20 protein-coding genes, 2 tRNA genes and 3 rRNA genes are annotated in these 25,324 nt (G+C 42.7%); 10 read left to right on the top strand and 15 right to left on the bottom strand.

The features are described from left to right. Window positions 1–75 precede the first annotated feature (75 nt). Window positions 76–1,782: a tetratricopeptide repeat protein gene (locus tag AB8618_RS15615; RefSeq protein WP_409424245.1), complete on the bottom strand. Its 1,707-nt coding sequence runs from the start codon at window positions 1,780–1,782 to the stop codon at window positions 76–78. Window positions 1,783–1,921: 139 nt separating this feature from the next. Beyond that, the gene (locus AB8618_RS15620) at window positions 1,922–3,202 is read right to left on the bottom strand and encodes an acyltransferase family protein (protein WP_409424246.1); all 1,281 of its coding nucleotides are present in this window, start codon (window positions 3,200–3,202) and stop codon (window positions 1,922–1,924) included. Window positions 3,203–3,384: 182 nt separating this feature from the next. On the opposite strand from AB8618_RS15620, the gene AB8618_RS15625 reads away from it, so the two are divergent. From AB8618_RS15625 to AB8618_RS15635, 3 genes are all read left to right on the top strand, one after another. Further along, the gene (locus tag AB8618_RS15625; RefSeq protein ID WP_409425599.1) at window positions 3,385–4,248 is read left to right on the top strand and encodes a LytR/AlgR family response regulator transcription factor; all 864 of its coding nucleotides are present in this window, start codon (window positions 3,385–3,387) and stop codon (window positions 4,246–4,248) included. A 66-nt stretch (window positions 4,249–4,314) separates the two neighbouring features. Further along, window positions 4,315–5,586 (top strand): LysM peptidoglycan-binding domain-containing protein, encoded by a 1,272-nt coding sequence (locus tag AB8618_RS15630; RefSeq protein WP_409424247.1) that lies wholly within the window; start codon window positions 4,315–4,317, stop codon window positions 5,584–5,586. A gap of 480 nt (window positions 5,587–6,066) precedes the next feature. Then, window positions 6,067–6,189, top strand: a complete 123-nt coding sequence (locus AB8618_RS15635) for a hypothetical protein (protein WP_413400906.1) — start codon at window positions 6,067–6,069, stop codon at window positions 6,187–6,189. A gap of 5 nt (window positions 6,190–6,194) precedes the next feature. On the opposite strand, the gene rrf is transcribed toward AB8618_RS15635, so the two are convergent. From rrf to AB8618_RS15660, 5 genes are all read right to left on the bottom strand, one after another. Beyond that, window positions 6,195–6,309: ribosomal RNA gene (gene rrf, locus AB8618_RS15640) — 5S ribosomal RNA — on the bottom strand. A gap of 137 nt (window positions 6,310–6,446) precedes the next feature. Next, window positions 6,447–9,331 (bottom strand): 23S ribosomal RNA (locus AB8618_RS15645). 298 nt (window positions 9,332–9,629) lie between these two features. Further along, window positions 9,630–9,705 (bottom strand) — tRNA-Ala (locus tag AB8618_RS15650). 111 nt (window positions 9,706–9,816) lie between these two features. Then, window positions 9,817–9,893 (bottom strand) — tRNA-Ile (locus AB8618_RS15655). Between the two features lie 76 nt (window positions 9,894–9,969). Continuing rightward, window positions 9,970–11,505, bottom strand: a 16S ribosomal RNA gene (locus tag AB8618_RS15660). Together the 16S, 23S and 5S rRNA genes with 2 tRNA genes alongside form the textbook arrangement of a ribosomal RNA operon. A gap of 580 nt (window positions 11,506–12,085) precedes the next feature. Between AB8618_RS15660 and AB8618_RS15665 the strand changes: the two genes are divergently transcribed. Then, window positions 12,086–12,625, top strand: coding sequence for a gamma carbonic anhydrase family protein (locus AB8618_RS15665; RefSeq protein ID WP_413400998.1), 540 nt, complete (start codon window positions 12,086–12,088; stop codon window positions 12,623–12,625). Window position 12,626: 1 nt separating this feature from the next. Here AB8618_RS15665 and AB8618_RS15670 read toward each other — a convergent pair whose 3' ends face one another. Together AB8618_RS15670 and aroE are read right to left on the bottom strand one after the other, a co-directional pair. Further along, window positions 12,627–12,881, bottom strand: a complete 255-nt coding sequence (locus AB8618_RS15670; protein ID WP_409424249.1) for a DUF1488 domain-containing protein — start codon at window positions 12,879–12,881, stop codon at window positions 12,627–12,629. After that, window positions 12,878–13,702: a shikimate dehydrogenase gene (aroE, locus tag AB8618_RS15675; protein WP_413400999.1), complete on the bottom strand. Its 825-nt coding sequence runs from the start codon at window positions 13,700–13,702 to the stop codon at window positions 12,878–12,880. Before aroE ends, AB8618_RS15670 begins: the two co-directional genes overlap by 4 nt. Before the next feature lie 52 nt (window positions 13,703–13,754). Here aroE and AB8618_RS15680 point away from each other — a divergent pair, with 52 nt between their 5' ends. Then, window positions 13,755–14,192 (top strand): group II truncated hemoglobin, encoded by a 438-nt coding sequence (locus tag AB8618_RS15680; RefSeq protein ID WP_010392770.1) that lies wholly within the window; start codon window positions 13,755–13,757, stop codon window positions 14,190–14,192. Between the two features lie 102 nt (window positions 14,193–14,294). Beyond that, a complete protein-coding gene (locus tag AB8618_RS15685; protein ID WP_409424252.1) occupies window positions 14,295–15,899 on the top strand; it encodes a methyl-accepting chemotaxis protein in 1,605 nt (534 codons plus the stop codon). Window positions 15,900–15,945: 46 nt separating this feature from the next. Here the strand turns inward: AB8618_RS15685 and hemF are convergent, their stop codons facing one another. The 6 genes from hemF to AB8618_RS15715 form a co-directional block, all read right to left on the bottom strand. Next, on the bottom strand, window positions 15,946–16,863 hold the full coding sequence (hemF, locus tag AB8618_RS15690) for an oxygen-dependent coproporphyrinogen oxidase (RefSeq protein WP_413401000.1): 918 nt from the start codon (window positions 16,861–16,863) through the stop codon (window positions 15,946–15,948). 2 nt (window positions 16,864–16,865) lie between these two features. Continuing rightward, entirely contained in the window at window positions 16,866–17,429 is a 564-nt protein-coding gene (locus AB8618_RS15695) for an L-threonylcarbamoyladenylate synthase (RefSeq protein WP_054202933.1), read from the bottom strand. Between the two features lie 23 nt (window positions 17,430–17,452). Continuing rightward, the gene (locus AB8618_RS15700) at window positions 17,453–18,028 is read right to left on the bottom strand and encodes a topoisomerase DNA-binding C4 zinc finger domain-containing protein (RefSeq protein WP_413401001.1); all 576 of its coding nucleotides are present in this window, start codon (window positions 18,026–18,028) and stop codon (window positions 17,453–17,455) included. A 145-nt stretch (window positions 18,029–18,173) separates the two neighbouring features. Then, window positions 18,174–18,647: a DUF494 family protein gene (locus AB8618_RS15705; protein ID WP_413401002.1), complete on the bottom strand. Its 474-nt coding sequence runs from the start codon at window positions 18,645–18,647 to the stop codon at window positions 18,174–18,176. A gap of 1 nt (window position 18,648) precedes the next feature. Further along, window positions 18,649–19,740 (bottom strand): DNA-processing protein DprA, encoded by a 1,092-nt coding sequence (dprA, locus tag AB8618_RS15710; RefSeq protein WP_413401003.1) that lies wholly within the window; start codon window positions 19,738–19,740, stop codon window positions 18,649–18,651. 28 nt (window positions 19,741–19,768) lie between these two features. Further along, window positions 19,769–20,890: a LysM peptidoglycan-binding domain-containing protein gene (locus tag AB8618_RS15715; RefSeq protein WP_413401004.1), complete on the bottom strand. Its 1,122-nt coding sequence runs from the start codon at window positions 20,888–20,890 to the stop codon at window positions 19,769–19,771. Between the two features lie 119 nt (window positions 20,891–21,009). Between AB8618_RS15715 and def the strand changes: the two genes are divergently transcribed. The 4 genes from def to trkA all read left to right on the top strand — a co-directional run bounded on the left by def (window position 21,010) and on the right by trkA (window position 25,248). Further along, window positions 21,010–21,516, top strand: coding sequence for a peptide deformylase (gene def / locus AB8618_RS15720; protein WP_138609096.1), 507 nt, complete (start codon window positions 21,010–21,012; stop codon window positions 21,514–21,516). Between the two features lie 31 nt (window positions 21,517–21,547). Beyond that, window positions 21,548–22,501 carry a methionyl-tRNA formyltransferase gene (gene fmt / locus AB8618_RS15725; protein ID WP_413401005.1) on the top strand — a complete coding sequence of 318 codons (954 nt, stop codon included), beginning with the start codon at window positions 21,548–21,550 and terminating at the stop codon, window positions 22,499–22,501. Further along, the gene (gene rsmB, locus AB8618_RS15730; RefSeq protein ID WP_413401006.1) at window positions 22,494–23,789 is read left to right on the top strand and encodes a 16S rRNA (cytosine(967)-C(5))-methyltransferase RsmB; all 1,296 of its coding nucleotides are present in this window, start codon (window positions 22,494–22,496) and stop codon (window positions 23,787–23,789) included. The genes fmt and rsmB overlap by 8 nt, the downstream gene beginning before the upstream one ends. Window positions 23,790–23,871: 82 nt before the next feature. After that, window positions 23,872–25,248: a Trk system potassium transporter TrkA gene (gene trkA, locus AB8618_RS15735; protein WP_054202928.1), complete on the top strand. Its 1,377-nt coding sequence runs from the start codon at window positions 23,872–23,874 to the stop codon at window positions 25,246–25,248. Window positions 25,249–25,324: the final 76 nt, after the last annotated feature.

Genomic DNA, 25,324 nt, shown 5'->3' on the forward strand with positions numbered 1-25,324 from the left:
CTAAAGCACAACCTACATAATTGCACAGCCTATCTCGTAGATCGTCATTTATGGCGATAGTTAACTTGTATTGAGCTAGCCTTTAATTCCTAATTCAACCCTTAACTGCTCAATATCTTTATGTTGCTCAAAATACTGCACAACAGCTTGAATCTGTTGTTGCTTTATACCTTCAAAATTATCGGATAGATAATCGTTAATCTCTCTAAAGGCCCATTCTAATTCCATTTCCGTTGGGATTTTGGTTAAGGCAGTAAACACCTCTTCAATCGTTTTGTCGTCAAGCAAAAAGCGGATAAACTGCATTACGGCTAAGTTTTCAGGGCTCTCTGAGTATTTTTCTACCTCTGCAACACGAGTAATAACTTGTTCTGGCGTTTCATAAAGTAATGCTTGTTCTGCAATATTGGCTTTTGAATTAGCTATGATTTTTTTAATCTCACTGTTTTCTGAGTTATGAAATGCTTCAAGTAACATTGAATGCGATTTTAGAGCTGTGAGGAAGTCTTTGTTCAGACCATATATAGCACTCTGGCTACACATCGCTTCAGCCACCTGAATTTGAACCTCTTCATTCGCTGAACCTTTGAACTGCTCAATCAAGGTTGCGTAGCTTCTGAGCTCATTATCAAGTTTGCCTTGCTGACCATAAGCAACGCCTTGGTTATACATCGCCATAGTCACTTGAATTTGAACCTCTTCATTCGCTGAGCTTTTGAACTGCTCAATCAAGGTTGCGTAGCTTCTGATCTCATTATCAGGTTTGCCTTGCTGACCATAAGCAATGCCTTGGTTAATCATTGCCTTAGCCACTTGAATTTGAATCTCTTCATTCGATGAGTCTTTGAACTGCTCAATCAAAGCTTCATAGCTGTTGAGCTCGTCATCTGGCCTGGCTAGTCTTCCATGAGTAATACCTTGGTTCATCAGTGTGACAGCATAAAGTTCTGGCTCTTCTTTTTGATCTAATAACTGCAATACTTTTGCCCAAGCTTTTAACGCCTCATCATATTCATGCTTTTCAAATGCACTTAAACCAACTTTAAACCAATTTTTAGCTGAAGCCCTTGTAGGAGATTTGCTGTGTTTACTTAAACCTTTACCTGTTTCCCCTTTATTTGAGGTAATAATTCTTTTACTTTCTTCTATTAGATCACGCTCAATTTTATTTAGTGCAGCACTCGCTTCTGTTGCTAACTTTTCGGCTCGCTCTTTTAGCTCAAGGCTCACCTTTTCGAGCTCAACTTTGGTCTCTGAAATTAATTTACCTTTATTATCTAATAACCATTTTTCCATATGACTTTCTGAGGCTGTATTAGCAACCTGCTTGGCTTCGGTTACAGCTCTGTTTTTTGCGTTAAAGCCGAGCCCGACTGCTGCAACCGTGATTATCAAACCAAAAAGAGTGAATATCGATCCCCAAATATTAGTATTACTTGCAATATCACTTATCCGCCCATCAACCCCACTCATTTGATTAGTTTGCAGCTTTTCTTGCGTTTCGAGTTTAGCTTGTAAGTTAGCAAGTTGAGCTTTGAGTGCTTGCTGCGCGGCTTCTAAGGTCTTAAAATCATTACCAAGTAATTTTTGCTGCTGTAGCTTTTCATCTAGTCGAACAAGCTGGCTTTGCATACGAAACAATTGCTGATACATCAAATCTTGGCTATTTTGCGTATTAGCTATAATAGGAGCAGAATTTACAGGCGTTGAATTAGGTGCTGTTGTAGCAAAAGCTACGCTAGGCAACCCACATAAAAAAACAAGCAGTAATAAAAAACGCATCAATCATCCCTAAAATAAGTTTGCTTTGCCAAAGTTGTAGTTATAACCACATAGTAGGCTTGTTAATCTAACCGAGTTTTGTAGCACATACCACCTAAAACCAACCATTTATAACATATTCTAAATTATATTTTTGATGCTAAACCAACCTAAAGATCAGCGGGCTTACCAATATAAGTCCGCAATAAAAGCCAGCTCTAACTTGCCATGCTTTATATTTACCTGTGACTTTAATCCCTAAGAATGGGCTTAATAAGTCGATACGGCGCGCAGCAAGAAACACCAGCCAACAAATAATGAAAGTGAGGCTGAGTATAAGCAATGGCTCCACAAAACCACCTAATTGCAGCTTCGACAAATAAAACGCAAGGCCAATAATTACACTTTGATGCAATAAATAAAAAGGGAATACTGCACCGTTTAATAAAGCCAGTTTAGGGTGATCGTGATTCAAAAAACGTTGTGCTAGTGCCAGCATTAACAACACGCCCATTAATCGTTGCGCAGTATACAGCATATCCATGCTGGTAATTTGCCATTGGCTAGCAGCAGGGTTTTGCCAAATCGTGTTGTAACACAGCACAACAACTATATAACCTAACGTAAATACCACGAATAGCACTCGCCAATGGCGAAGTAGCTGACTATAAAATGAAGGCTGCCACGCAAGCAAGTAACCGTAAAGTAAGAACAGCGCGCCCATGGGGTATCGGAAAGTATCACTCGGCCAGCTCAGTTTTAAAATACACAGCGGCAATAGCAATACAATAAAAATAGTCAATAACGAGCGCCCACATAAACGCGTGATTATTGTATGCACAGTAGCGTGATGAAGCAGCGGCATTGCTAGCACCAGCAATAAAGTAAATTGCCATAACGAACGTAAGTACCAAAGGTGATTCACATCGACATGAGGCCAAATCCCTGCTTGATAGCGCTCGAATAAAGGGTTGGTTAAATCAAAGAACTGGCTGTAAAACTGCCAAAAGCCCATAGCTAAACTGGCTTCTTGGCTCATTTGCGCATAAAGCTGAATAGGCACAATAAACCAAATGCCAAACAATAAAGGCAGTAATATTTTTACACTTCGTGTAGTTAAAAACATACCTAGACTAAAGCGCGCAACAATAAAGCGCAGCGCCACACCTGAAATAAACCAAATTAATCCCATCCGCCATGGCGACAATAAAAGCATGATGTTTTCAATACTGCTGGATAAGTACTGACTTTTAAAATGAAAGCCCCAATTTTCACTGTATAACATGCCGGTGTGGTAAAAAATTAATAAGCCAAAGGCAAGTACTCTCAGCCAATCTAAATCATAACGGCGAGATGGTAACTCTTCGCCTTGGTTAAACACATTTAACCAAGGTTTTAATAGCGTACGTGTTGTATTTTTAATGACTATTTTAAGATTCATAGGAGATTTAACTTACGATTAATTAATAACAACTATGGACAACACACTGCGTTAAACAATCACAAAAGGCTGATAAAACAGCCAGTAGGGATAAACGGTGGATATCAGGGATGATAAATTTGGTGTTCTACCACTCTCTTGCTAGTCTAATTACGGTCTTTTAAAGAGTAACAATAATAATGATCACTTTAACGCACTTTCAACGCCACCAAACTTGGTACGCTGCTTTATTTTTATGTAGTTATATTTTTATAAACAACACTATAAATGCCAGCTCAAACATTATGGAAGCCCAGCGTGATGGCCCACTTCCTTTTATGCTTTGGGAGCCGTTTGTATGGGAGTATTCGAGCGCTATTGGTACTTTATTGTTGTTTCCCGCTTTAGTTTGGCTATTACAAACCCAGCCTTTTAATTGGCAAAAAATCCCCCGCTCATTACTCATTTACTTATTCGCGAGCGTTATTTTTTCGTTGTTACATGTAGGGATCATGGTCGCTATTCGCAAACTCATTTACATCGTACAAGGTATGCAATATAACTTTGGATTAGTGTGGTTTGAGTTACTTTATGAATATCGAAAAGACTTATGGGGGTTTTTATTTCTAATTGTTGTTATTAAAACTTATCAATATATTGTGAGTCAATTAACAGGGGAAGCCGCCCCTATTTCACAAGGTGAAGACACACCTCAAAACGCTAATTTAGATCGACTACTTGTTAAAAAACTAGGTAAAGAGTTTATTGTCCGCGTAGCACACATAGACTGGCTTGAATCCAGTGGCAATTATGTGAATTTACACATAGGCGAGCGAATTTACCCATTACGCGCCACTATGACTCAATTGAGTGAACAGCTTGAGCAACAGGGATTCTGCCGCATTCATCGCTCATATGCCGTTCGGTTAGATGTGATTGAATCAATCACGCCACTACCGAGCGGGGACAGTGAAGTAAAACTTACAACCGGCAAAGTACTAAACTTATCGCGTCGCTATAAAGAGCAATTTAAGGGACGAATTAATTCATCTGCCGCTCACTTTTAAATCACTCTATGTTAAGCTTACCTGCTTTAGGTTAGCCACATTTATATTTTCGGAGTAGCGTAGTACGTGTTCTCAAATCGATTTATCCGCATTTTGCCATTAGTGTTTATTTTATCCGGCTGTGAAACCACACCCGATACACCAACATCACCCCCTGAAATTAAGGCTAACCCCAAAACAATTGTTAGTGAACAGCGCGAAGATATTACACAAATAGCGCCACTCACCACAAAAGAACCTGATGATGTATGGCAACGTATTAGGGCACAGCTGTCATTTGCTAATTCTAGCCACCCTGCGGTGCAAAAGCGTATTGCCTGGTATTTAACGCATCCAAATTACATGGATGAAATTAGCCGCCGTGCTGAGCCTTATCTTTACCATATTGTTAGTGAAGTTGAAAAACGCAGGCTGCCCATTGAGCTGGCATTAATGCCGTTGATTGAAAGTGACTTTGATGCCAGTGCGTACTCGCATAAACATGCCTCTGGCTTATGGCAACTAACGCCTGCTATTGCTAAGTATTTTAACGTAAAAATCTCACCTTGGTATGACGGACGCCAAGACGTAATAGACAGTACCCGAGCTGCACTGGATTTTATGGAATATTTACACAAGCGCTTTGATGGCGATTGGTATCATGCAATTGCAGCTTATAACGTAGGTGAAGGCCGTGTACAAAGAGCCATCAGAAATAATAAAAAGCAGGGTAAGCCCACTGATTTTTTTAATTTAAAACTCCCCAAGCAAACAAGCCAATATGTTCCTAAGTTACTTGCTGCTGCCCAACTACTCAAAAGCCAAAAAATGGTATTTCCGATAATAGCAAACAAGAATACCATTGCGGTAATACCGGTTTCAGGATCAGTTATCATAAATAACAAAGAAAGATGGCAACGACTAGAATCATTAAATTACGGTGTGATCCGCTTTCCAGCAATTATTGATGCGCCTCATATCGTTGTTCTTGCCGATGAGCAAATAGAGTTTGAAGCAATGCTCGCAAATCAAAAAATTAATGATTACAGTCAATGGCAACAATACACTATTCAATCTGGCGATAGCCTTAGTGTCATAGCTAAACGCTATGCAATAACGGTTAGTCAGTTAAAGGCTTTTAATAATCTAAAAAGCAATCGTATTCGCGTAGGAGAAAAGCTGATACTCCCTATACTTGCAGATCAAGAAATCGAGCATAAAGTTAAATCAGGTGAAAGTTTATGGAAAATCGCTAAGTATTACAAAGTCAGTATTAATAAACTAAAACAATGGAATAACCTTTCGAACGACCACTTAAAAATAGGTAGAAAGCTCACTATATTCTTGTCTAATAGCTAACGACCTCGCTGATTATTAAATATATGGACTGATGACTTTATCAGACCATATACCCTTCGAAAGACCTAAATTTAGATTCGAGCTTGCACGTATTTGGCGTCGGCGCGCTGCTTCGTTGCGACAGCGCAGTAGTATGTAGTGATGCCCACACAGCTAGATAATCACACATTTTTTAATGGGTTGAATTGGACTCTGAGGCAGCCAGTGCGTTATTTTGCACATGGGTTCAGTAATACTCAACCACGCTACGGTTGACTGGTTAACGCTGTGCAGCTGACGGCTGATAGCTGATATTTTCACTTTCCTGCAGACGTAAAAAAGCCCGACTCTTTCGAATCGGGCTTTCTTGTATTTGGAGTCGGTGCGCTACGCAGTAGAATGACCTACTTTCACATAACAAATGGGATACTATCATTGTGTCGGGGCGGCCTTCCGCGGGGCTCGCCTTCGAGCTGTTTCACTTGATGTATAGGAATACGAATGCCGTGGAGCACAGGATGTGCAAGAGCGGCCACTACTGAGTTCGGCATGGGGTCTTGGCTATTTTTATTAAATCCCAAACAGCAAAAAACCCGCTACATTGCTGTAACGGGTTTCTCTTAATTGGAGCCTGGTAATGACCTACTTTCACATAACAAATGCTACACTATCATCGGCGCTGTTTCGTTTCACTACTGAGTTCGGCATGGGGTCAGGTGGGTCCAAAACGCTATTGTCACCAAGCAAATTTGGTTGTCAGTCCGTATTACTACGCACTAACTAAAATTTGGAATTCTGATAATAAAAGTTTTCAGTAATCTACTTTAGTCTATTAACTTCTTCGCTTGTTTCACTATCACATAAAACGCGTTTGGCGTTGTATGGTTAAGCCTCACGGGTAATTAGTACAAGTTAGCTTAATGGCTCACACCACTTCCACATCTTGCCTATCAACGTTGTAGTCTTCAACGGCCCTTCAGAGACTTTAAAAGTCTAGTGAGAACTCATCTCGAGGCCTGCTTCGCGCTTAGATGCTTTCAGCGCTTATCAGTTCCGAACGTAGCTACCGGGCAATGCCATTGGCATGACAACCCGAACACCAGCGGTTCGTTCACTCCGGTCCTCTCGTACTAGGAGCAACCCCTCTCAATTCTCAAACGCCCACGGCAGATAGGGACCGAACTGTCTCACGACGTTCTAAACCCAGCTCGCGTACCACTTTAAATGGCGAACAGCCATACCCTTGGGACCGACTTCAGCCCCAGGATGTGATGAGCCGACATCGAGGTGCCAAACACCGCCGTCGATATGAACTCTTGGGCGGTATCAGCCTGTTATCCCCGGAGTACCTTTTATCCGTTGAGCGATGGCCCTTCCATTCAGAACCACCGGATCACTATGACCTACTTTCGTACCTGCTCGACGTGTCTGTCTCGCAGTTAAGCTGGCTTCTACCATTACACTAACCGTACGATGTCCGACCGTACTTAGCCAACCTTCGTGCTCCTCCGTTACTCTTTGGGAGGAGACCGCCCCAGTCAAACTACCCACCAGGCACTGTCCGTAACCCCGATTCAGGGGCCAACGTTAGAACATCAAAACTACAAGGGTGGTATTTCAAGGACGACTCCACAAAAACTAGCGTCTCTGCTTCTAAGTCTCCCACCTATCCTACACATGTAGGTTCAATGTTCAGTGCCAAGCTGTAGTAAAGGTTCACGGGGTCTTTCCGGCTAGCCGCGGGTACACAGCATCTTCACTGCGATTTCAATTTCACTGAGTCTCGGGTGGAGACAGCGTGGCCATGGTTACACCATTCGTGCAGGTCGGAACTTACCCGACAAGGAATTTCGCTACCTTAGGACCGTTATAGTTACGGCCGCCGTTTACCGGGGCTTCGATCAAGAGCTTCTCCGAAGATAACCCCATCAATTAACCTTCCGGCACCGGGCAGGTGTCACACCGTATACGTCATCTTGCGATTTTGCACAGTGCTGTGTTTTTAATAAACAGTCCCAGCCACCTGGTCACTGCGGCTCCAATCAGCTTAGAGAGCAAGTCTCATCACCAATCGGAGCGTACCTTCTCCCGAAGTTACGGTACGATTTTGCCTAGTTCCTTCACCCGAGTTCTCTCAAGCGCCTTAGTATTCTCTACCTGACCACCTGTGTCGGTTTGGGGTACGATTCGGTATAATCTGAAGCTTAGAGGCTTTTCCTGGAAGTATGGCATCAGCAACTTCATCACCGTGGTGACTCGTCTCGTGTCTCAGCCTAACAGCAACCCGGATTTACCTAAGTCGCTAGCCTACACACTTTCACATGGACTACCATCGCCATGCTTGCTTAGCCTGCTCCGTCCCCCCATCGCAATTATACCAAGTACGGAAATATTAATCCGTTTCCCATCGACTACGCCTTTCGGCCTCGCCTTAGGGGTCGACTTACCCTACCCTGATTAACATGGGATAGGAACCCTTGGTCTTCCGGCGTGCGGGTTTTTCACCCGCATTATCGTTACTCATGTCAGCATTCGCACTTCTGATACGTCCAGCATACCTCCCGGTACACCTTCAACCGCTTACAGAACGCTCCCCTACCACTCAGAATAAATTCTGAATCCGCAGCTTCGGTGCATAGTTTAGCCCCGTTACATCTTCCGCGCAGACCGACTCGACCAGTGAGCTATTACGCTTTCTTTAAAGGATGGCTGCTTCTAAGCCAACCTCCTGGCTGTCTGGGCCTTTCCACATCGTTTCCCACTTAACTATGACTTTGGGACCTTAGCTGGCGGTCTGGGTTGTTTCCCTCTTCACGACGGACGTTAGCACCCGCCGTGTGTCTCCCGGATATTACTTTACGGTATTCGGAGTTTGCAAAGGGTTGGTAAGTCGGGATGACCCCCTAGCCTTAACAGTGCTCTACCCCCGTAAGTATTCGTCCGAGGCTCTACCTAAATAGATTTCGGGGAGAACCAGCTATCTCCCGGTTTGATTAGCCTTTCACTCCTAACCACAGGTCATCCCCTAACTTTTCAACGTTAGTGGGTTCGGTCCTCCAGTTGATGTTACTCAACCTTCAACCTGCCCATGGCTAGATCACCGGGTTTCGGGTCTATACCTTGCAACTATTCGCCCAGTTAAGACTCGGTTTCCCTACGGCTACCCTAATCGGTTAACCTCGCTACAAAATATAAGTCGCTGACCCATTATACAAAAGGTACGCAGTCACCCTCGAGGGGCTCCTACTGCTTGTACGTACACGGTTTCAGGTTCTATTTCACTCCCCTCACAGGGGTTCTTTTCGCCTTTCCCTCACGGTACTGGTTCACTATCGGTCAGTTGGGAGTATTTAGCCTTAGATGATGGTCCACCTATATTCAGTCAAAGTTTCACGTGCTCCGACCTACTCGATTTCACTTAAAATGCGTTTTCATGTACGGGACTATCACCCTGTATCGTGGCACTTTCCAGAGCCTTCCATTAACACATAATAAGCTTAAGGGCTGTTCCGATTTCGCTCGCCGCTACTATCGGAATCTCGGTTGATTTCTTTTCCTACGGGTACTTAGATGTTTCAGTTCTCCGCGTTCGCCTCGTTAACCTATGTATTCAGTTAACGATACCTGCAAGCAGGTGGGTTTCCCCATTCGGAAATCCTAGTCTCAAGTGCTTTTTACTAGCTTGACTAGGCTTATCGCAAGTTAATACGTCCTTCATCGCCTCCAACTGCCAAGGCATCCACCGTGTACGCTTAGTCACTTAACCATACAACCCAAACGGGTCTTTGTTTCGTGACAGTTTAACTTCGCCAGAAGTTAATATTGAATACTAAAGTAGATACCAATTAATCCGAGGATTAAATTGGCACTGAATGATACTGCTATCATTCTTTTTTACTTTTGAAAACTCTGTACAAATAACAATGTTATTCATACGAATTTTATTATCAGCTTTTCCAAATTTTTAAAGAGCAGAGAATCAAAAACTTCTCAAAATTAAACACACTCTATTCTCAGGTGATTGTGCTACCCGATAAAAGAATATTTATTTTTAAGAAGTAAAGTGGTGGAGCTAAGCAGGATCGAACTGCTGACCTCCTGCGTGCAAGGCAGGCGCTCTCCCAGCTGAGCTATAGCCCCACATATGCTGGTCTTACTGTTTGTGTACCGACTTATTTTTAATACAAGGCGTAAGTTAAGGCCGTTTAGTTCACTAAACAACGAAGCTTATAACGAAGTATTAAGAAGAAGTGGTGGGTCTGAGTAGATTTGAACTACCGACCTCACCCTTATCAGGGGTGCGCTCTAACCAGCTGAGCTACAGACCCAAACAATAAGTGTTGTTCTCTTTACAATTAACAATCATCTGTGTGGACACTACGAACAAATAAGTTCTAAATCGTATAAGGAGGTGATCCAGCCCCAGGTTCCCCTAGGGCTACCTTGTTACGACTTCACCCCAGTCATGAATCACTCCGTGGTAAACGTCCTCCCGAGGGTTAGACTATCTACTTCTGGAGCAACCCACTCCCATGGTGTGACGGGCGGTGTGTACAAGGCCCGGGAACGTATTCACCGCGTCATTCTGATACGCGATTACTAGCGATTCCGACTTCATGGAGTCGAGTTGCAGACTCCAATCCGGACTACGACGCACTTTAAGTGATTCGCTTACTCTCGCGAGTTCGCAGCACTCTGTATGCGCCATTGTAGCACGTGTGTAGCCCTACACGTAAGGGCCATGATGACTTGACGTCGTCCCCACCTTCCTCCGGTTTATCACCGGCAGTCTCCTTAGAGTTCTCAGCATTACCTGCTAGCAACTAAGGATAGGGGTTGCGCTCGTTGCGGGACTTAACCCAACATCTCACAACACGAGCTGACGACAGCCATGCAGCACCTGTATCAGAGTTCCCGAAGGCACCAAACCATCTCTGGTAAGTTCTCTGTATGTCAAGTGTAGGTAAGGTTCTTCGCGTTGCATCGAATTAAACCACATGCTCCACCGCTTGTGCGGGCCCCCGTCAATTCATTTGAGTTTTAACCTTGCGGCCGTACTCCCCAGGCGGTCTACTTAATGCGTTAGCTTTGAAAAACAGAACCGAGGCTCCGAGCTTCTAGTAGACATCGTTTACGGCGTGGACTACCAGGGTATCTAATCCTGTTTGCTCCCCACGCTTTCGTACATGAGCGTCAGTGTTGACCCAGGTGGCTGCCTTCGCCATCGGTATTCCTTCAGATCTCTACGCATTTCACCGCTACACCTGAAATTCTACCACCCTCTATCACACTCTAGTTTGCCAGTTCGAAATGCAGTTCCCAGGTTGAGCCCGGGGCTTTCACATCTCGCTTAACAAACCGCCTGCGTACGCTTTACGCCCAGTAATTCCGATTAACGCTCGCACCCTCCGTATTACCGCGGCTGCTGGCACGGAGTTAGCCGGTGCTTCTTCTGTCAGTAACGTCACAGCTAGCAGGTATTAACTACTAACCTTTCCTCCTGACTGAAAGTGCTTTACAACCCGAAGGCCTTCTTCACACACGCGGCATGGCTGCATCAGGCTTGCGCCCATTGTGCAATATTCCCCACTGCTGCCTCCCGTAGGAGTCTGGGCCGTGTCTCAGTCCCAGTGTGGCTGATCATCCTCTCAAACCAGCTAGGGATCGTCGCCTTGGTGAGCCATTACCTCACCAACTAGCTAATCCCACTTGGGCCAATCTAAAGGCGAGAGCCGAAGCCCCCTTTGGTCCGTAGACATTATGCGGTATTAGCAGTCGTTTCCAACTGTTGTCCCCCACCTCAAGGCATGTTCCCAAGCATTACTCACCCGTCCGCCGCTCGTCAGCAAAGTAGCAAGCTACTCTCTGTTACCGCTCGACTTGCATGTGTTAGGCCTGCCGCCAGCGTTCAATCTGAGCCATGATCAAACTCTTCAATTAAAAAGTTTTTTGTCTTTCGACAGCTCAATGAATTCTGAATTTATTTAATATCTTTCGATATTGAATTGACTGTGCTGCAATTCCTACCGAAGTAGTTATTGCTGTTGGTCACTCAGTTTAAATTGAGACTCTAAATTTGTTTGCCTCACTACCTAAGTAGCTTGGCTGTTAGAACTCAATCTGTACGAGTGCCCACACAGATGATTGCTTTATATTGTTAAAGAACGTTGCGACGTTGTCGCTAGGGATGCGTATGATACACCCTTTATTTTTCGAGTCAACACTTAATTTTAAACTTTCTTACGATGATTTAAACTTAAGTTTTATTTAACTCTCTGAGTAGTTTGTGCCTCGCTACGCGTTGGCGTTCCCCGTCTCAGTGGGGTCGCATTATAGGGAGAACAGATTTTTACGCAAGTACTTTTTTAAAGAAAAACTAAAAAAACACACTGTTCGGTTAGTATCTGAGCGAAAGCAGGTGAAACTGATAGTTTTATAATCAATATAGGCTTTGCTGGCACTAAAATAAGCGCTACTGTTACACTAATACTCTTAATATTTTTAATTTAAAGGTGCATATATGGCAATACGTTCTTATAAAGGAATCACTCCTGCGTTTAATGAATCTGTTTATGTAGACGAGTCGTCTGTATTAGTCGGTGATATCACTATAGGTGATGATAGCAGTGTATGGTCGTTAGTTGCTGCCCGCGGTGATGTTAACCATATTCGTATTGGTCAGCGTACTAATATACAAGATGGCAGTGTTTTACACTTATCAAGAGCAACAAAGAGTAATCCAGACGGCTACCCACTCATTATTGGTGATGATGTAACCGTTGGTCATAAGGTTATGCTACATGGCTGCGTATTAGGTAACCGCATACTTGTGGGTATGGGCGCCATTATTATGGATAATGTGATTGTAGAAGATGAGGTTATTATTGGTGGCGGTGCTTTAGTACCTCCCAATAAGCGTTTAGAGTCTGGTTTTTTATATGTAGGTAGCCCAGCAAAACAAGCTCGGCCATTAACAGAGCAAGAGCTGAGCTTTTTAAAAGTGTCTGCTGATAATTACGTGCAGCTAAAAGATGAATACTTAGCTGAAGACGCTAGTTAATTTAACTAACTAAACTCACTTCTATTTGACCTGCCGAGTTATAGCATTCATCTTCAATGAGCTGCTCGGCACGTTCTTCATAATCAAAACGGTATTGCTCAAAATAACGCGTTGCATCACTCTCATCGGCTAAATTTAAACTACTGACAGCAATCACACACTCAACTAGCATGCCACTTACTTGTGCAAAAAAAACTAATTGATGAGTGGGTTCTCTAAATTCGAGTCGATCTATAAACTGTATTGCTTGATTCATTTAAGCACTCCCTGCTTTAGTGCAGTAATAACAGGAACAATCTCAGGCATTTTATTTCGCCATACATAATAAGCTTGTGCGGCTTGCCCTACTAGCATACCACTGCCATCTAATAGCTTAGCTGCTTTATTGTGTTCGCTGACCCAATTCATGAATAGCGTATTTTGCGTGGCGTAAAACATATCATAAGCCATTTCACATGTGCTTAAGTGCTTTTCGCTTAACGCAGGTAATTCGTTATTCATGCTGCTCGAGGTTGAGTTAATAACTAAATGATAATCAGCAAAAGGAAGGTCGTCAAAACCATACCCCGAAACATTGCCATGCCCAGTAAAGAGCTTTGCCAATGTTTGGGCTTTGTGTGCAGTGCGATTAACAATAACTATCTCTGCGGGATTTTGCTCTAGTAAAGGTAAGATAACTCCTCGAGCAGCGCCACCCGCACCAATGATCAACAGGCGTTTACCTGTTATCGTTATTTTATTAGCCAGTAAGTCGTTAACAAAACCAGTGCCATCAGTGTTATCACCGAGTAAACTGCCATCATCGCGCTTTTTAAGGGTGTTCACTGCGCCTGCCAGTTTAGCAACTGGGGTGAGTTCATCGGCTAAAGCAAAAGCCTGCTCTTTAAAAGGAACAGTGACATTGGCGCCTTTTCCCCCTTGCTCAAAAAAAGCAGCGACTGTTTTTTCAAATCCATCGATAGGTGCTAAGATTGCGCGATAGTCGATTTGCTCTCCCAATGATTTTGCAAACTGCTGATGAATAATGGGAGATTTTGAATGTTTGATTGGATTTCCAAAAACCGCATATTTGTCCATTTTAAACAACCTCTTCGCAGTTTTAGTACTGCCTATTAACGATGATAAATTTATGATTAAAAGACTCTTTTCAAGATCAAAGCCGTCTACAACTACGCAAGCACCTACGCCAGATAAAACCCCGTATGAAATCATTGGTGGAGAAGCCCCCACGCGTGCAATTGCTAATAGATTCTACGATATAATGGCCAGTGATGAATACGCTAAACCGTTATATGATATGCATCCTCAACCATTAGACAGAATTCGCCAAGTATTTTTTGAGTTTTTATCCGGTTGGCTTGGTGGGCCTGACCTATTTGTAGAAAAACACGGCCACCCGATGCTGCGTAAACGCCATATGCCGTTCCCTATTGATCAAGACTTACGTGATCAGTGGATGTATTGCATGAATAAGACCTTAGATATAGAAATAGATAACCCTGTGTTACGCGAAGGCTTACGTCAGTCACTGGCTCAGCTTGCCAGCCATATGATTAATCAGCATTAACCTACCTCGTTCTTTAATTGGGGATTATTTGCGCTAAGTCAAAACCCGCTTTTCTAAAATATAGATAATACCCTATCAAATAATTAGAAAAGCGTGGCGCGTGTGAAATCAATCCAACATAAAATTTATGCTTTATTAGCTCTAACTGGCGTTATTGTATTAATAGCTAGTATTTTTAGTAGTGCTAGCCAACAGCGCTCGCTCGCCCAAGATACGGTAGCAGAAAACATTAAGCTGCTTGCCGATAATTATTTTGATTCAATAAACACCATGATGCTAACCGGTACTATGGCTAATCGAGAATTATTGAGCCAAAAGCTACGCAAACATCCTAATATTGAAGATGCTCATATTATTCGCTCCGATATAGTTAATAAACTATATGGAGCCGGAAATAAAAACCAAACAGCAAGTAATAACAACGAACGCGAAGCACTAAAGGGTAAAGAAAGCTTATTTATAGAGCAAAACACTGATAGCCGCAGTATGACCTACCTACGCCCGATGTATGCTAGCACTGATTATAAAGGTACTAACTGTTTAGGTTGTCATCAAGCGCAAGAAGGCGATGTGCTAGGCGTGGTAAAAATTAGCTATTCCTTAGCCGATATTGATAGTGAGGTAACTTACAACACCTTAATAACCACCAGCCTACTGTCTACTATTTTTATTATTGCCTTTGTGCTGCTAGGTATAGTGTTTAGAAAAATATTTATAGTGCGACTTAAAAAACTCGGCCATGCAATGCATTTAGCCACTACCAATAAAGATTTAACCTTACGCATTGAAGATAATGCCGAAGATGAACTCGGCTGGCTTGCCACTAGCTTTAACCAAATGATTGCTACGTTTAAAGATAACATTGCCCAGGTATCACACTCTTCAAAAGTGCTTATTCATTCAGCAGAGAAAATTTATACCTCGGCCGATACCACTGAGCGCGCTATTTTAGAACAAAAGAAAAGTACCGACTCGGTGGCCGCAGCAATTAATGAACTAGAAAGCTCATCCAATGAAGTAAGAAACACCACTCATTTTGCTCAAGAAAAATCTGAGAACAGTAATGAACTAGCACAACAAAGTATGCAGGTTGCAGAGCAAACCGAACTCAGTATAAATCAACTAGCTGAAGATGTACGTCAAGCGGCAGATCAAGTTAGGCAACTACAAGAACAAACGCTTGAAGTGGGCAAAGTACTTGAGGTGATCAGCAGTATTGCTGAACAAACAAACCTATTAGCACTTAATGCTGCCATTGAAGCTGCCCGTGCAGGTGAAGCAGGCCGAGGATTTGCCGTTGTTGCTGATGAAGTACGAACTTTAGCAACCCGAACTCATGCATCTACCGATGAAATACGCCGCACTATAGATAAGTTGCAGTCAGAAGCCGCGCAAACCGTTAAAACCATGGGTGAGTCCTGTGCAGAGGCAGACGAAAGAGCGCAACAAGTACAACAAGTTGCACAGGCTTTAAAAGATATTTCAGGGCAAATGAATGAAATAAATGAGCTCAATATACAAATAGCCGATGCAACAGAGCAGCAAAATTTAGCCGCCGAAGAAATAAATATAAGCGTTGTTGGTATTAGCGATAATGCAGAGCAATCGTTAGTGGATGCCGATGATAATCAAAAAGTCAGTGAAGAGTTACTCAATTTAGCTCGCTCGCTAGATGAGCAGGTACGCAGTTTTAAACTTAAGCAATAATTTTAAAAGCCAGTCAATAAGTAGCTTATTGACTGGCATATCATTCTTAGTCCAGTGCTAACCAATCTCGAGGCTTTAAGTAATCTTTATATAGTAATGCCTCTGCGCTGTCTTCAGCTGGGGTATAGTTATACTCCCAACGCGCTAAAGGTGGCATAGACATTAAAATAGATTCCGTACGGCCACCGCTTTGTAAACCAAACAATGTGCCACGGTCCCAGACTAAATTAAACTCAACATAACGACCACGGCGGTATAATTGGAAGTCGCGCTGCTGCTCGGTGTACTGATCGTTTTTACGACGTTCAATAATAGGAACGTAAGCATCTAAAAAGCCATTACCCACCGATTGCATAAATGCAAAGCTTTGCTCAAAACCTAATTCATTCAAATCGTCAAAAAATAAGCCGCCTACGCCGCGGGTTTCATCTCGATGTTTTAAATAAAAGTATTCGTCACACCATTTTTTATATTTTGGATATACATCATCGCCAAACGGCTGACACACATCGTGCGCAACTTGGTGCCAATGCACTACATCTTCAAGTACAGGGTAAAACGGGGTTAAATCAAAACCCCCACCAAACCACCAAATCGGTTCTTCACCTTCTTTCTCGGCAATAAAAAAGCGCACATTGGCATGGCTTGTTGGTATATGTGGGTTTTTAGGGTGAATCACTAACGATACACCACATGCATGGAAACTACGTCCTGCAAGCTCAGGTCTATGTGCAGTGGCAGAGCCCGGCATAGAGGCACCACATACATGAGAGTAATTAACTCCCCCTTGCTCAATCACATTACCATTGGTGATAACGCGAGTACGACCACCGCCGCCCTCTTCTCGCTGCCAGCTGTCTTCAACAAATTGTGCTTTCCCATCTGCTGCTTCTAAGCCTTTGCAAATGGTATCTTGCAAAGCCATAAAGTAGGCTTTTACTTGTTTTAATAATTCGCTTTGCATAGTTAACCTCTGAATATATTGCCTGTTGTGGCATCTTTAATGGTGCTTGGTTGTGTATTACCACCTAATGGTTCATCAACATAAAAACTAACCTGATCTGCAAACTGCTGCTGCGCCTCAACAATACTTGTTACCGTTGCTTGACCAGTTAAATTTGCACTTGTTGATACTAATGGTTTACCAAACTCTTGGCATAAACGTTTAACTGTAGGATGGTTAGTTACTCTCACTGCAATAGTATCAAATTGCCCGGTTAACCACTTCGGCGTGGTTTTTGCTGCAGGCATAACCCAGGTAATAGCACCAGGCCAACTTGAAAAAATATCAGCGCGCTTGTCCATGGGCAACTTAGCATCATCCACGTACTTTAATAATTGCCCGTAATTGTCAGCAATTAAAATAAGCCCTTTTTCAACTGGGCGTTGTTTAATACCAAGTAAGCGTTCAACCGCCTGTTGATTGTCAGGATCGCAACCTAAGCCATAAACAGCTTCGGTTGGGTACAAAATAACATCGCCTTGTTCTAAGCTTGTTATTGCAGCAGATAAAGAAGAAAGGTCAGACAAAATTGTCTCCAGAGATATTTATGTTATTCAGTGGCAGCAAACTTATGCATACAGCTTTTTTGTGGGCATTGTAACACAACACCACTCGCGGTTTTTTTCTCAGTAACAACTGGCCAGTCACAAACTGGGCACGCTTGGGCTAAAGGCTTATGATTTAGCGTATATTTACAGCTTGGGTAACAGTCGCATGAATAAAACACTTTACCAAACTTATTACTGCGTGAAACTAAATGCCCCTTTTTACATTTAGGGCAACCAACCACAGGCTCTTCACTTGGGGTGTCGTCATCGTCACTGGCAATATAATGACATTCAGGATAACCCGTACAACCAATAAACATACCGTAGCGACCATTTTTCACCACCAGCGGCTTGCTGCACTCTGGACACTCACTGTCCTCAAGTACTTTTATTTCATTGCTATCATGATGTGCAAGCGGGCGAATAAAATCGCACTTAGGGTAACTAGCGCAGCCTAAAAAAGGCCCCGACTTACTATTACGAATCACAAGTTCTGAACCACATTGCGGGCATATCTCATATTCTTTTTCTAGGGCGTGTTTATTGGCCGAGAAAAGTGAATGATCGATTTTACTCATGTAAATCCTAGTGGTTGGTGAATTTTCGCCTAATATACCCAAAACCCTTAAAGATACAAGCTATGGCAGTCGGTTTGTTAACGCTGAAAATAATAAAACATGAAATAGTGATTACTCACATCATTATTCGTGAATCTGTTACGGGTTAGTGCAACACTTCGCTAGGCTCATCAAAAATAAGATCTTCCATTTGTTCATACGCCTGCTGAGAATCAGGGGCATTAAATAACACCATCAAAATTAACCACTTTAAATCTTCTAAAGTAATGGCAGAGTTATCAAGTGCCGCTAAACGATCCATTACCATTTCACGAGTGGTGCTATTAATAACGCCGGTTTGTTCAACAAACATTAAAAAGCCACGGCATTGGGTATCAAGAACTCGGCACTCGCTATCGGTAAAGATTCGCACTGCATGCTGCTCAGTGGCTAATAAGTAAGGCGATTCATTACTATATTGTAATGCGGCAAGTTGATCTAACCAGTCAATGGCTTTGTTTATCTCGGGTTTGTTAAACCCAGCGCGGAGTAACTCATCAGTAAGCTGACTTTGCTCAACAAAAACATCGCTTTCACTATGAACATAGTTTTCAAATAAATACATAAGAATATCAAACATATTATCCTCCAGCGCTTAATTTAATATAGCCGTCTAATACTCGCTCAATTTGATCGTCTAACTCTAAATCAAGCAATCGCGCTTGTACTTTATCAATTGGCCACTGCACTCGACGCATAATATCATCCACACTGGTCACCTCAAACCCAATACTATTAAGTACCTCGCAATCTGAGGTTACAGCATCAGTTAACTCTTTATAGTTTAGACCAGAAGGGTATGAAAAGTTCATCTCATCAAGGATATCTGCGACGTTCTCAACCAGCTTAGCACCTTGCTTAATTAAAAAGTGGCTGGCTTGTGCCAGCGGGTTTTTAATTGAACCGGGTACCGCAAAAACCTCTTTATTCTGTTCAAGCGCATAACGTACGGTGATCAGTGAGCCGCTTTTTATTTCGGCTTCAACAATTAAAACGCCTAAGGAGAGCCCTGAAATAATACGATTGCGTCGTGGGAAGTTGTGCGCATTGGCAGCCGTGCCAGGCAAAAACTCACTTACCAATAAGCCTGTTGTTAGTACTTGCTCTGTGAGTAACTTATGGCGTTTGGGATAGTAAATATCAACGCCAGTCCCTAATATAGCGATGGTTTTGCCATTTCCTGACAGTGCCCCTTTATGGGCAGCACCGTCAATACCTCGCGCCATACCTGAGGTTACTGTTATGCCAGCAAGGGTTAACTGGTGTGCAAACTCAGCAGCAATTTCAAGCCCTGTAGTCGTTGCGTTTCGACTGCCAACAATGGCTATTTGTGGCGAAGCCAGCAAGCTGATATCCCCTTTACAAAAAAGTAATAGTGGCGCACTGGCTATTTGTTTTAGCTGTTCTGGGTAGGTGGTATCAAAAATACTAATAACAACAATGTTTTGTTGGCTGATCAACTGCTCATAATGTGCAACTTGCTGCCAGTTAGTGTTAAGTAAGTTGCTAGCTTGGTGAGCCGTTAAACCAATGTTTACTAGCTCAGCGTGTGATAAAGAAAACAGCGATGCTAAGCTGTATTGTTGAGACAGGGCTAAGAGCGTTTTAATCCCTAGCCCTTTGCATAAGTAAAAGGCAAGCCAATGATTTAGCTTGCCACACGATTGTTCCATGTTCCCTCCTAGAACACCGACTCGCTACTTAATGAATAACTGCTAAATCTCCAATGCGAATTGGGTGCTGACTTTTAGTGATCAGCGCATAACTAACTTTGTCATACACTTTAAAAATAATCATTTCACCAACTTTTTCGGCTGGCATTTTCCACGTAATGCTATCTTCGTCGCTCTCTGAGCCGAATAATTCGCTAGTAGCCGATACCAATTTTTCTAAACGACTTGAATCTTCGGTATAGCGCGGACCTCGAGCACCATCAATTACTTTAGGTGATTGGCGTTCAATATCAAGTACATGGCCCACTTCAACTTGTTGCTCAGAGCCTAAGTTTAGCACCACCACATCCATCGTGCTAAATTCTCTCACTTCACGAGGAGAGGCAATTACATGGCCCTGCAGCGGCTGGGTAGGACGATGCATATTAAAGTACACTGGCAGCATCTGGCCTTCCATGGCGGGTAATAAAAAGTCACCTTGTTTAATTTCACGTTTTACTGATTCAACCCTGACGGAGGCAGGTTCGCCATTGGCGGCATCACCAGCTCTAAAGGCCCGGGCCATACCTACATAAGATGCTCTACTCGCTAGTTCTTCACCTGTTTTAGGGTCGGTGTAAGGCGCTCCTTCATGGTAAATAGCATAAGCCTGATGGCGCTTTAAATTACCTTTAACATATAGAATATGATCAATAGTTTGAGTTTTAGTATTTTCGTTTGCACCTAAAATATAGGGTTTTTCTTTTACTAAATCGCTGTTTATCGCTTGTTCAAATGACAAATACGGTTTAATCAACTCAAGCGGTAACGTGGTGATCGCGTCCTTCCCTTTGGGAGTAATGCGTCCTATAGGTGATAGCTTTCTATACGCTTTATTCATCACTAAACGCGGATTACCGTCTGTATCGTAAATTAATGCTAACGCATCGCCCGGGTAAATAAGATGAGGATTGCCTATTTGCGGATTCATTTGCCATAACTCAGGCCAAAGCCACGGCTCGTTTAAATATATCGCTGAGATATCCCAAAGCGTGTCACCTTTTTTTACAACGTACTGTTTAGGCGCGTCTTTTTTTATAGTTAGTACATCTGCTAGCACAGGAAAAGTAGCACTTAATGCAAGTATTATTGCAATGAATGGAGATTTCATTGAGCTTCCTCATAGTGTTTTTTCATTATTATTAATCAAAACCTGTTAAAGGGGAACGTGAATGGCTAAAATAAGAACATACGATACCCTAAATTTAAGCATAAGTGTAAAAGGTAACTATGGCTAGGTTAGAAGTTTTAAGATTTCCAGATGAACGTTTACGTACAATCGCAAAAGAAGTAACTGTTGTTGACGACCAAGTTCGTGAAATCGTCAAAGATATGCTAGAAACTATGTACGACGAAAATGGTATTGGACTTGCTGCTACGCAAGTTGATATTCACCAACGTATTGTGGTGATCGATGTATCAGAAGAACGCGATGAACCACTGGTACTTATCAATCCACAAATTATCAAAAAAGATGGCTCTACCGTGAGTGAAGAAGGCTGTTTGTCAGTTCCTCATTCGTATGCAAAAGTTGACCGTGCAGAGACTGTTACCGTGGCTGCACTCAACGAAGAAGGTAAAGAGTTTGTTCTTGATGCTGACGAATTATTAGCTATTTGTATTCAGCATGAACTTGATCACCTTCAAGGTAAATTGTTTATTGATTATTTATCTCCATTAAAGCGCCAACGCATCCGTAAAAAGCTTGAAAAAGAAGCGAAGTTTGCAGCGCAATAATAAGCACCTTAGTAAATAATTAGGAAACTCAGTGACACAACCATTACGCATTATATTTGCCGGTACGCCGGACTTTGCTGCACGCCATCTGCAAGCACTCATCAATAGTGAACACCAAATTGTGGGCGTTTACAGTCAACCAGATCGTCCAGCGGGTCGCGGAAAAAAACTAAAAGCCAGTGAAGTAAAAGCGCTTGCACTAGAACATGACCTCCCTGTTTTTCAGCCGCAATCTCTCAAAACAGATGAGGCACTTGAGGAATTAAACAGCCTCAATGCCGATATCATGATTGTAGTTGCCTACGGTTTAATTTTACCTAAAGACATTTTAGATGCCCCGCGTTTAGGGTGTTTAAATGTGCATGGCTCTATTTTACCGCGCTGGCGTGGTGCCGCACCTATTCAACGTGCTATTTGGGCAGGCGATCAGCAAACCGGTGTAACGATAATGCAAATGGATGAAGGGCTAGATACCGGCGATATGCTGCATATTAGTCGCTGCCCTATTGATAATACTGAAACCAGTGCCAGCTTATACACTAAACTTGCTGAACTGGGACCTGATGCATTGATCGATACCATAAATCGTTTAGCTAACGGGGACATAACGCCTGAGCCACAAAACGATACCGATGCCAATTATGCTAAAAAACTCTCAAAAGAAGAAGCCAACATTGATTGGTCTATGGATGCCGAGCAAATTGAGCGCAACATTCGTGCCTTTAACCCATGGCCAGTATGTTTTACTCAAATGAGTGGTAACACGGTAAAAATATATCAAGCAAATGTGGTGGAACAATCAGGCATAGCTGGCACTGTATTAGCAAGTGATAAAAACGGTATCGTTGTGGCTTGTGGTAAACACGCTTTATCTATTGGCGAATTACAACCACAAGGCAAAAAGCCAATGGCAATTAATGATTTTTTAAACGGTCGTAGCGATTGGGTCTCACCCGGCACCGTATTAGGCGAAAATAATGAGTAATGTAATTAATGTCAGAGCGCTAGCCGCTGAAACTTTATATAACGTGGTTGATAAAGGCGCATCGCTTAATCAAGAACTTCCTTTTGCTAGCCAAGGCCTATCACCTAAAGATAAAGCCTTACTGCAGCAAATTTGCTACGGAGTATTACGTTACTTACCTAGCCTAGAAAATTATTGCCAACACCTAGTCGAGCAACCGCTTAAAGGCAAACGCCGTATTTTCCAGTTTTTGTTGTATGTGGGCATTTACCAACTACAACACATGCGTGTGCCACCGCATGCAGCAATTAGCGAAACGGTTAATGCGCTACAACAATTACGCGCTCTTGGCTTAAAAGGGCTTATTAACGCTATTTTACGAAGCTTTCAGCGCCAACAAGCTGAGCTTGAAGAAAAAGCTAAACAAATTCCGGTATGTTTATACAACCATCCAAACTGGTTTATAAAGCAAGTAAAAGAAGCTTATCCAGATAACTGGGAAGACATTCTAGAAGCAAACCAACAGCAAGCGCCAATGTGGCTGCGAGTAAATCAATCACAGTTTAGCACCCAAGAATATAGCGAAATGCTCACCGCGAACGATATTGAACATACTCTAAACCCTGATTTTATTGATGGCATTAAACTAAGCAAACCACGCGATGTGTTTTCACTTCCTGAGTTTGATACCGGTGCTTGTTCAGTACAAGATGCGGCAGCGCAGCTTGCAGCTCGCTACCTAGACCCACAAAATGGTGATGCAATACTTGATGCTTGTGCAGCGCCTGGTGGTAAAACCTGCCATATTTTAGAGCTTGCCGATGCAGATGTACTTGCGCTTGATAGCGATGCCACTCGCCTCGAGCGTGTTAAACAAAACTTAGAACGCATAGAGTTAGGCGCCGACTTACAATGTGGTGATGCTTCGCAGCCTCACACTTGGTGGGATGAAGAACAGTTTGATCGTATTTTGTTAGATGTACCCTGTTCTGCAACGGGCGTAATTCGTCGTCATCCAGATATTAAATGGTTGCGTCGCGCATCCGACATTAACGACTTGTCGACCCTGCAAGGCGATATACTCGATAGTATTTGGCCATTGTTAAAACCAGGTGGCACATTAGTGTATGCAACTTGTTCGGTACTTCCTCAAGAAAACCAACAACAAGTTGCTAAGTTTTTAGCTAATAACGACGATGTGGAGCATATTCCTCTGCACAGCGAAGACACCAAAACCACACCAGGCTTACAGCTGTTACCAGGTGAAAGTGACGGGTTTTACTACGCTAAATTAGTTAAAAAAGCCTAGTATTACCACGCAACACATTAACTACCTCGCTTTGAGGTAGTTATTATTTTGATGTAATTAGTATTAATAATACGGGTACATAATGAAAATAATCATACTCGGTGCTGGGCAAGTTGGCGGCACACTCGCAGAAAACTTAGTGGGTGAACAAAACGAAATAACCGTAGTTGATATAGACGGTAACCGCTTACGCGAACTGCAAGATAAATACGATTTACAAGGTGTTGCAGGTCACGGTGCTCACCCTGACGTGTTGAGTCGCGCAGGGGCTGAAGATGCCGATATGATTATCGCCGTAACCAGCTCAGATGAAGTAAACATGGTAGCATGCCAAGTTGCTTACAGTATTTTTAATACGCCAACCAAAATAGCCCGCATTCGCTCTGAGCAGTATTTAAAATACCGCGAAAAACTCTTTCATAATGATGATTTACCTGTCGATCATTACATAGCCCCAGAAGCACTCGTAACTAAATATATTCGCCGTTTGATAGATTACCCTGGTGCATTACAGGTACTACAATTTGCCGACGGCATGCTCTCTTTAGTGGCTGTAAAAGCCTACTATGGCGGTTTATTGGTAGGCTATGCCCTATCTACACTTAAGCAACATATTCCTAATGTAGAAACCCGAGTAGCCGCTATTTACCGTCAAGGCAAGGCAATAAAACCGCAGGGTACCACCGTAATAGAAGCCGACGATGAAGTATTTTTTATTGCCGCCACCAAACATATTCGCGCGGTAATGAACGAGCTACAAAAACTGGAACGCTCGTACAAAAAAATTATGATAGCCGGTGGCGGTAACATTGGTGCTGGCCTTGCACGCTCACTAGAAAGAAACCACAGCGTTAAATTATTAGAACGCAGTAAAGAGCGCGCAGAGCAACTCTCTGAAATGCTCGACAACACAGTGGTATTTTGTGGTGATGCGTCCGATCAAGAGTTGCTCTCTGAAGAACACATTGAACAAGTTGATGTATTTATTGCCGTTACTAACGATGATGAAGTGAATATTATGTCGGCCATGCTCGCAAAACGCATGGGGGCACAAAAAACCATGGTGCTTATTCAACGAGGTGCTTACGTTGATTTAGTACAGGGCGGTGAAATTGATATTGCCATTTCACCACAACAAGCGACTATTTCTGCGTTACTTACGCATGTGCGCCGAGGCGACATTGTAAATGTGTATTCACTGCGTAAAGGGGCTGCAGAAGCCATAGAGGCAGTTGCACATGGTGATGAAAACACATCTAAAGTAGTGGGTCGCGCGATTGCAGATATTAAATTGCCAGCAGGTACCACAATAGGTGCAATTGTGCGTAATGACGATGTACTGATTGCCCACGACGACACGATAATTCTATCAGGCGATCATGTAATTATGTTCTTAATTGATAAGAAGCACATTAACGTGGTTGAAAAGTTATTCCAAGTTAGCGCAATCTTTTTATAAGTAATCCCTCCTTTTTATTCACAACATGCTTGTAAGTAAAAAGGAGAACACTCCAATCTAAATGAAAATCATTATC

It is taken from the genome of Pseudoalteromonas sp. RW-H-Ap-1 (genome assembly GCF_048318575.1).
Lineage (GTDB): Bacteria > Pseudomonadota > Gammaproteobacteria > Enterobacterales > Alteromonadaceae > Pseudoalteromonas.

Coding starts and splice junctions, on each gene's coding strand:
- AB8618_RS15615 (WP_409424245.1), bottom strand. CDS start 1,782: ATGCGTTTTTTATTACTGCTTGTTTTTTTATGTGGGTTGCCTAGCGTA.
- AB8618_RS15620 (WP_409424246.1), bottom strand. CDS start 3,202: ATGAATCTTAAAATAGTCATTAAAAATACAACACGTACGCTATTAAAA.
- AB8618_RS15635 (WP_413400906.1), top strand. CDS start 6,067: ATGCCGTGGAGCACAGGATGTGCAAGAGCGGCCACTACTGAGTTCGGC.
- AB8618_RS15665 (WP_413400998.1), top strand. CDS start 12,086: ATGGCAATACGTTCTTATAAAGGAATCACTCCTGCGTTTAATGAATCT.
- AB8618_RS15670 (WP_409424249.1), bottom strand. CDS start 12,881: ATGAATCAAGCAATACAGTTTATAGATCGACTCGAATTTAGAGAACCC.
- aroE (WP_413400999.1), bottom strand. CDS start 13,702: ATGGACAAATATGCGGTTTTTGGAAATCCAATCAAACATTCAAAATCT.
- AB8618_RS15680 (WP_010392770.1), top strand. CDS start 13,755: ATGATTAAAAGACTCTTTTCAAGATCAAAGCCGTCTACAACTACGCAA.
- hemF (WP_413401000.1), bottom strand. CDS start 16,863: ATGCAAAGCGAATTATTAAAACAAGTAAAAGCCTACTTTATGGCTTTG.
- AB8618_RS15700 (WP_413401001.1), bottom strand. CDS start 18,028: ATGAGTAAAATCGATCATTCACTTTTCTCGGCCAATAAACACGCCCTA.
- AB8618_RS15705 (WP_413401002.1), bottom strand. CDS start 18,647: ATGTTTGATATTCTTATGTATTTATTTGAAAACTATGTTCATAGTGAA.
- dprA (WP_413401003.1), bottom strand. CDS start 19,740: ATGGAACAATCGTGTGGCAAGCTAAATCATTGGCTTGCCTTTTACTTA.
- AB8618_RS15715 (WP_413401004.1), bottom strand. CDS start 20,890: ATGAAATCTCCATTCATTGCAATAATACTTGCATTAAGTGCTACTTTT.
- def (WP_138609096.1), top strand. CDS start 21,010: ATGGCTAGGTTAGAAGTTTTAAGATTTCCAGATGAACGTTTACGTACA.
- rsmB (WP_413401006.1), top strand. CDS start 22,494: ATGAGTAATGTAATTAATGTCAGAGCGCTAGCCGCTGAAACTTTATAT.
- trkA (WP_054202928.1), top strand. CDS start 23,872: ATGAAAATAATCATACTCGGTGCTGGGCAAGTTGGCGGCACACTCGCA.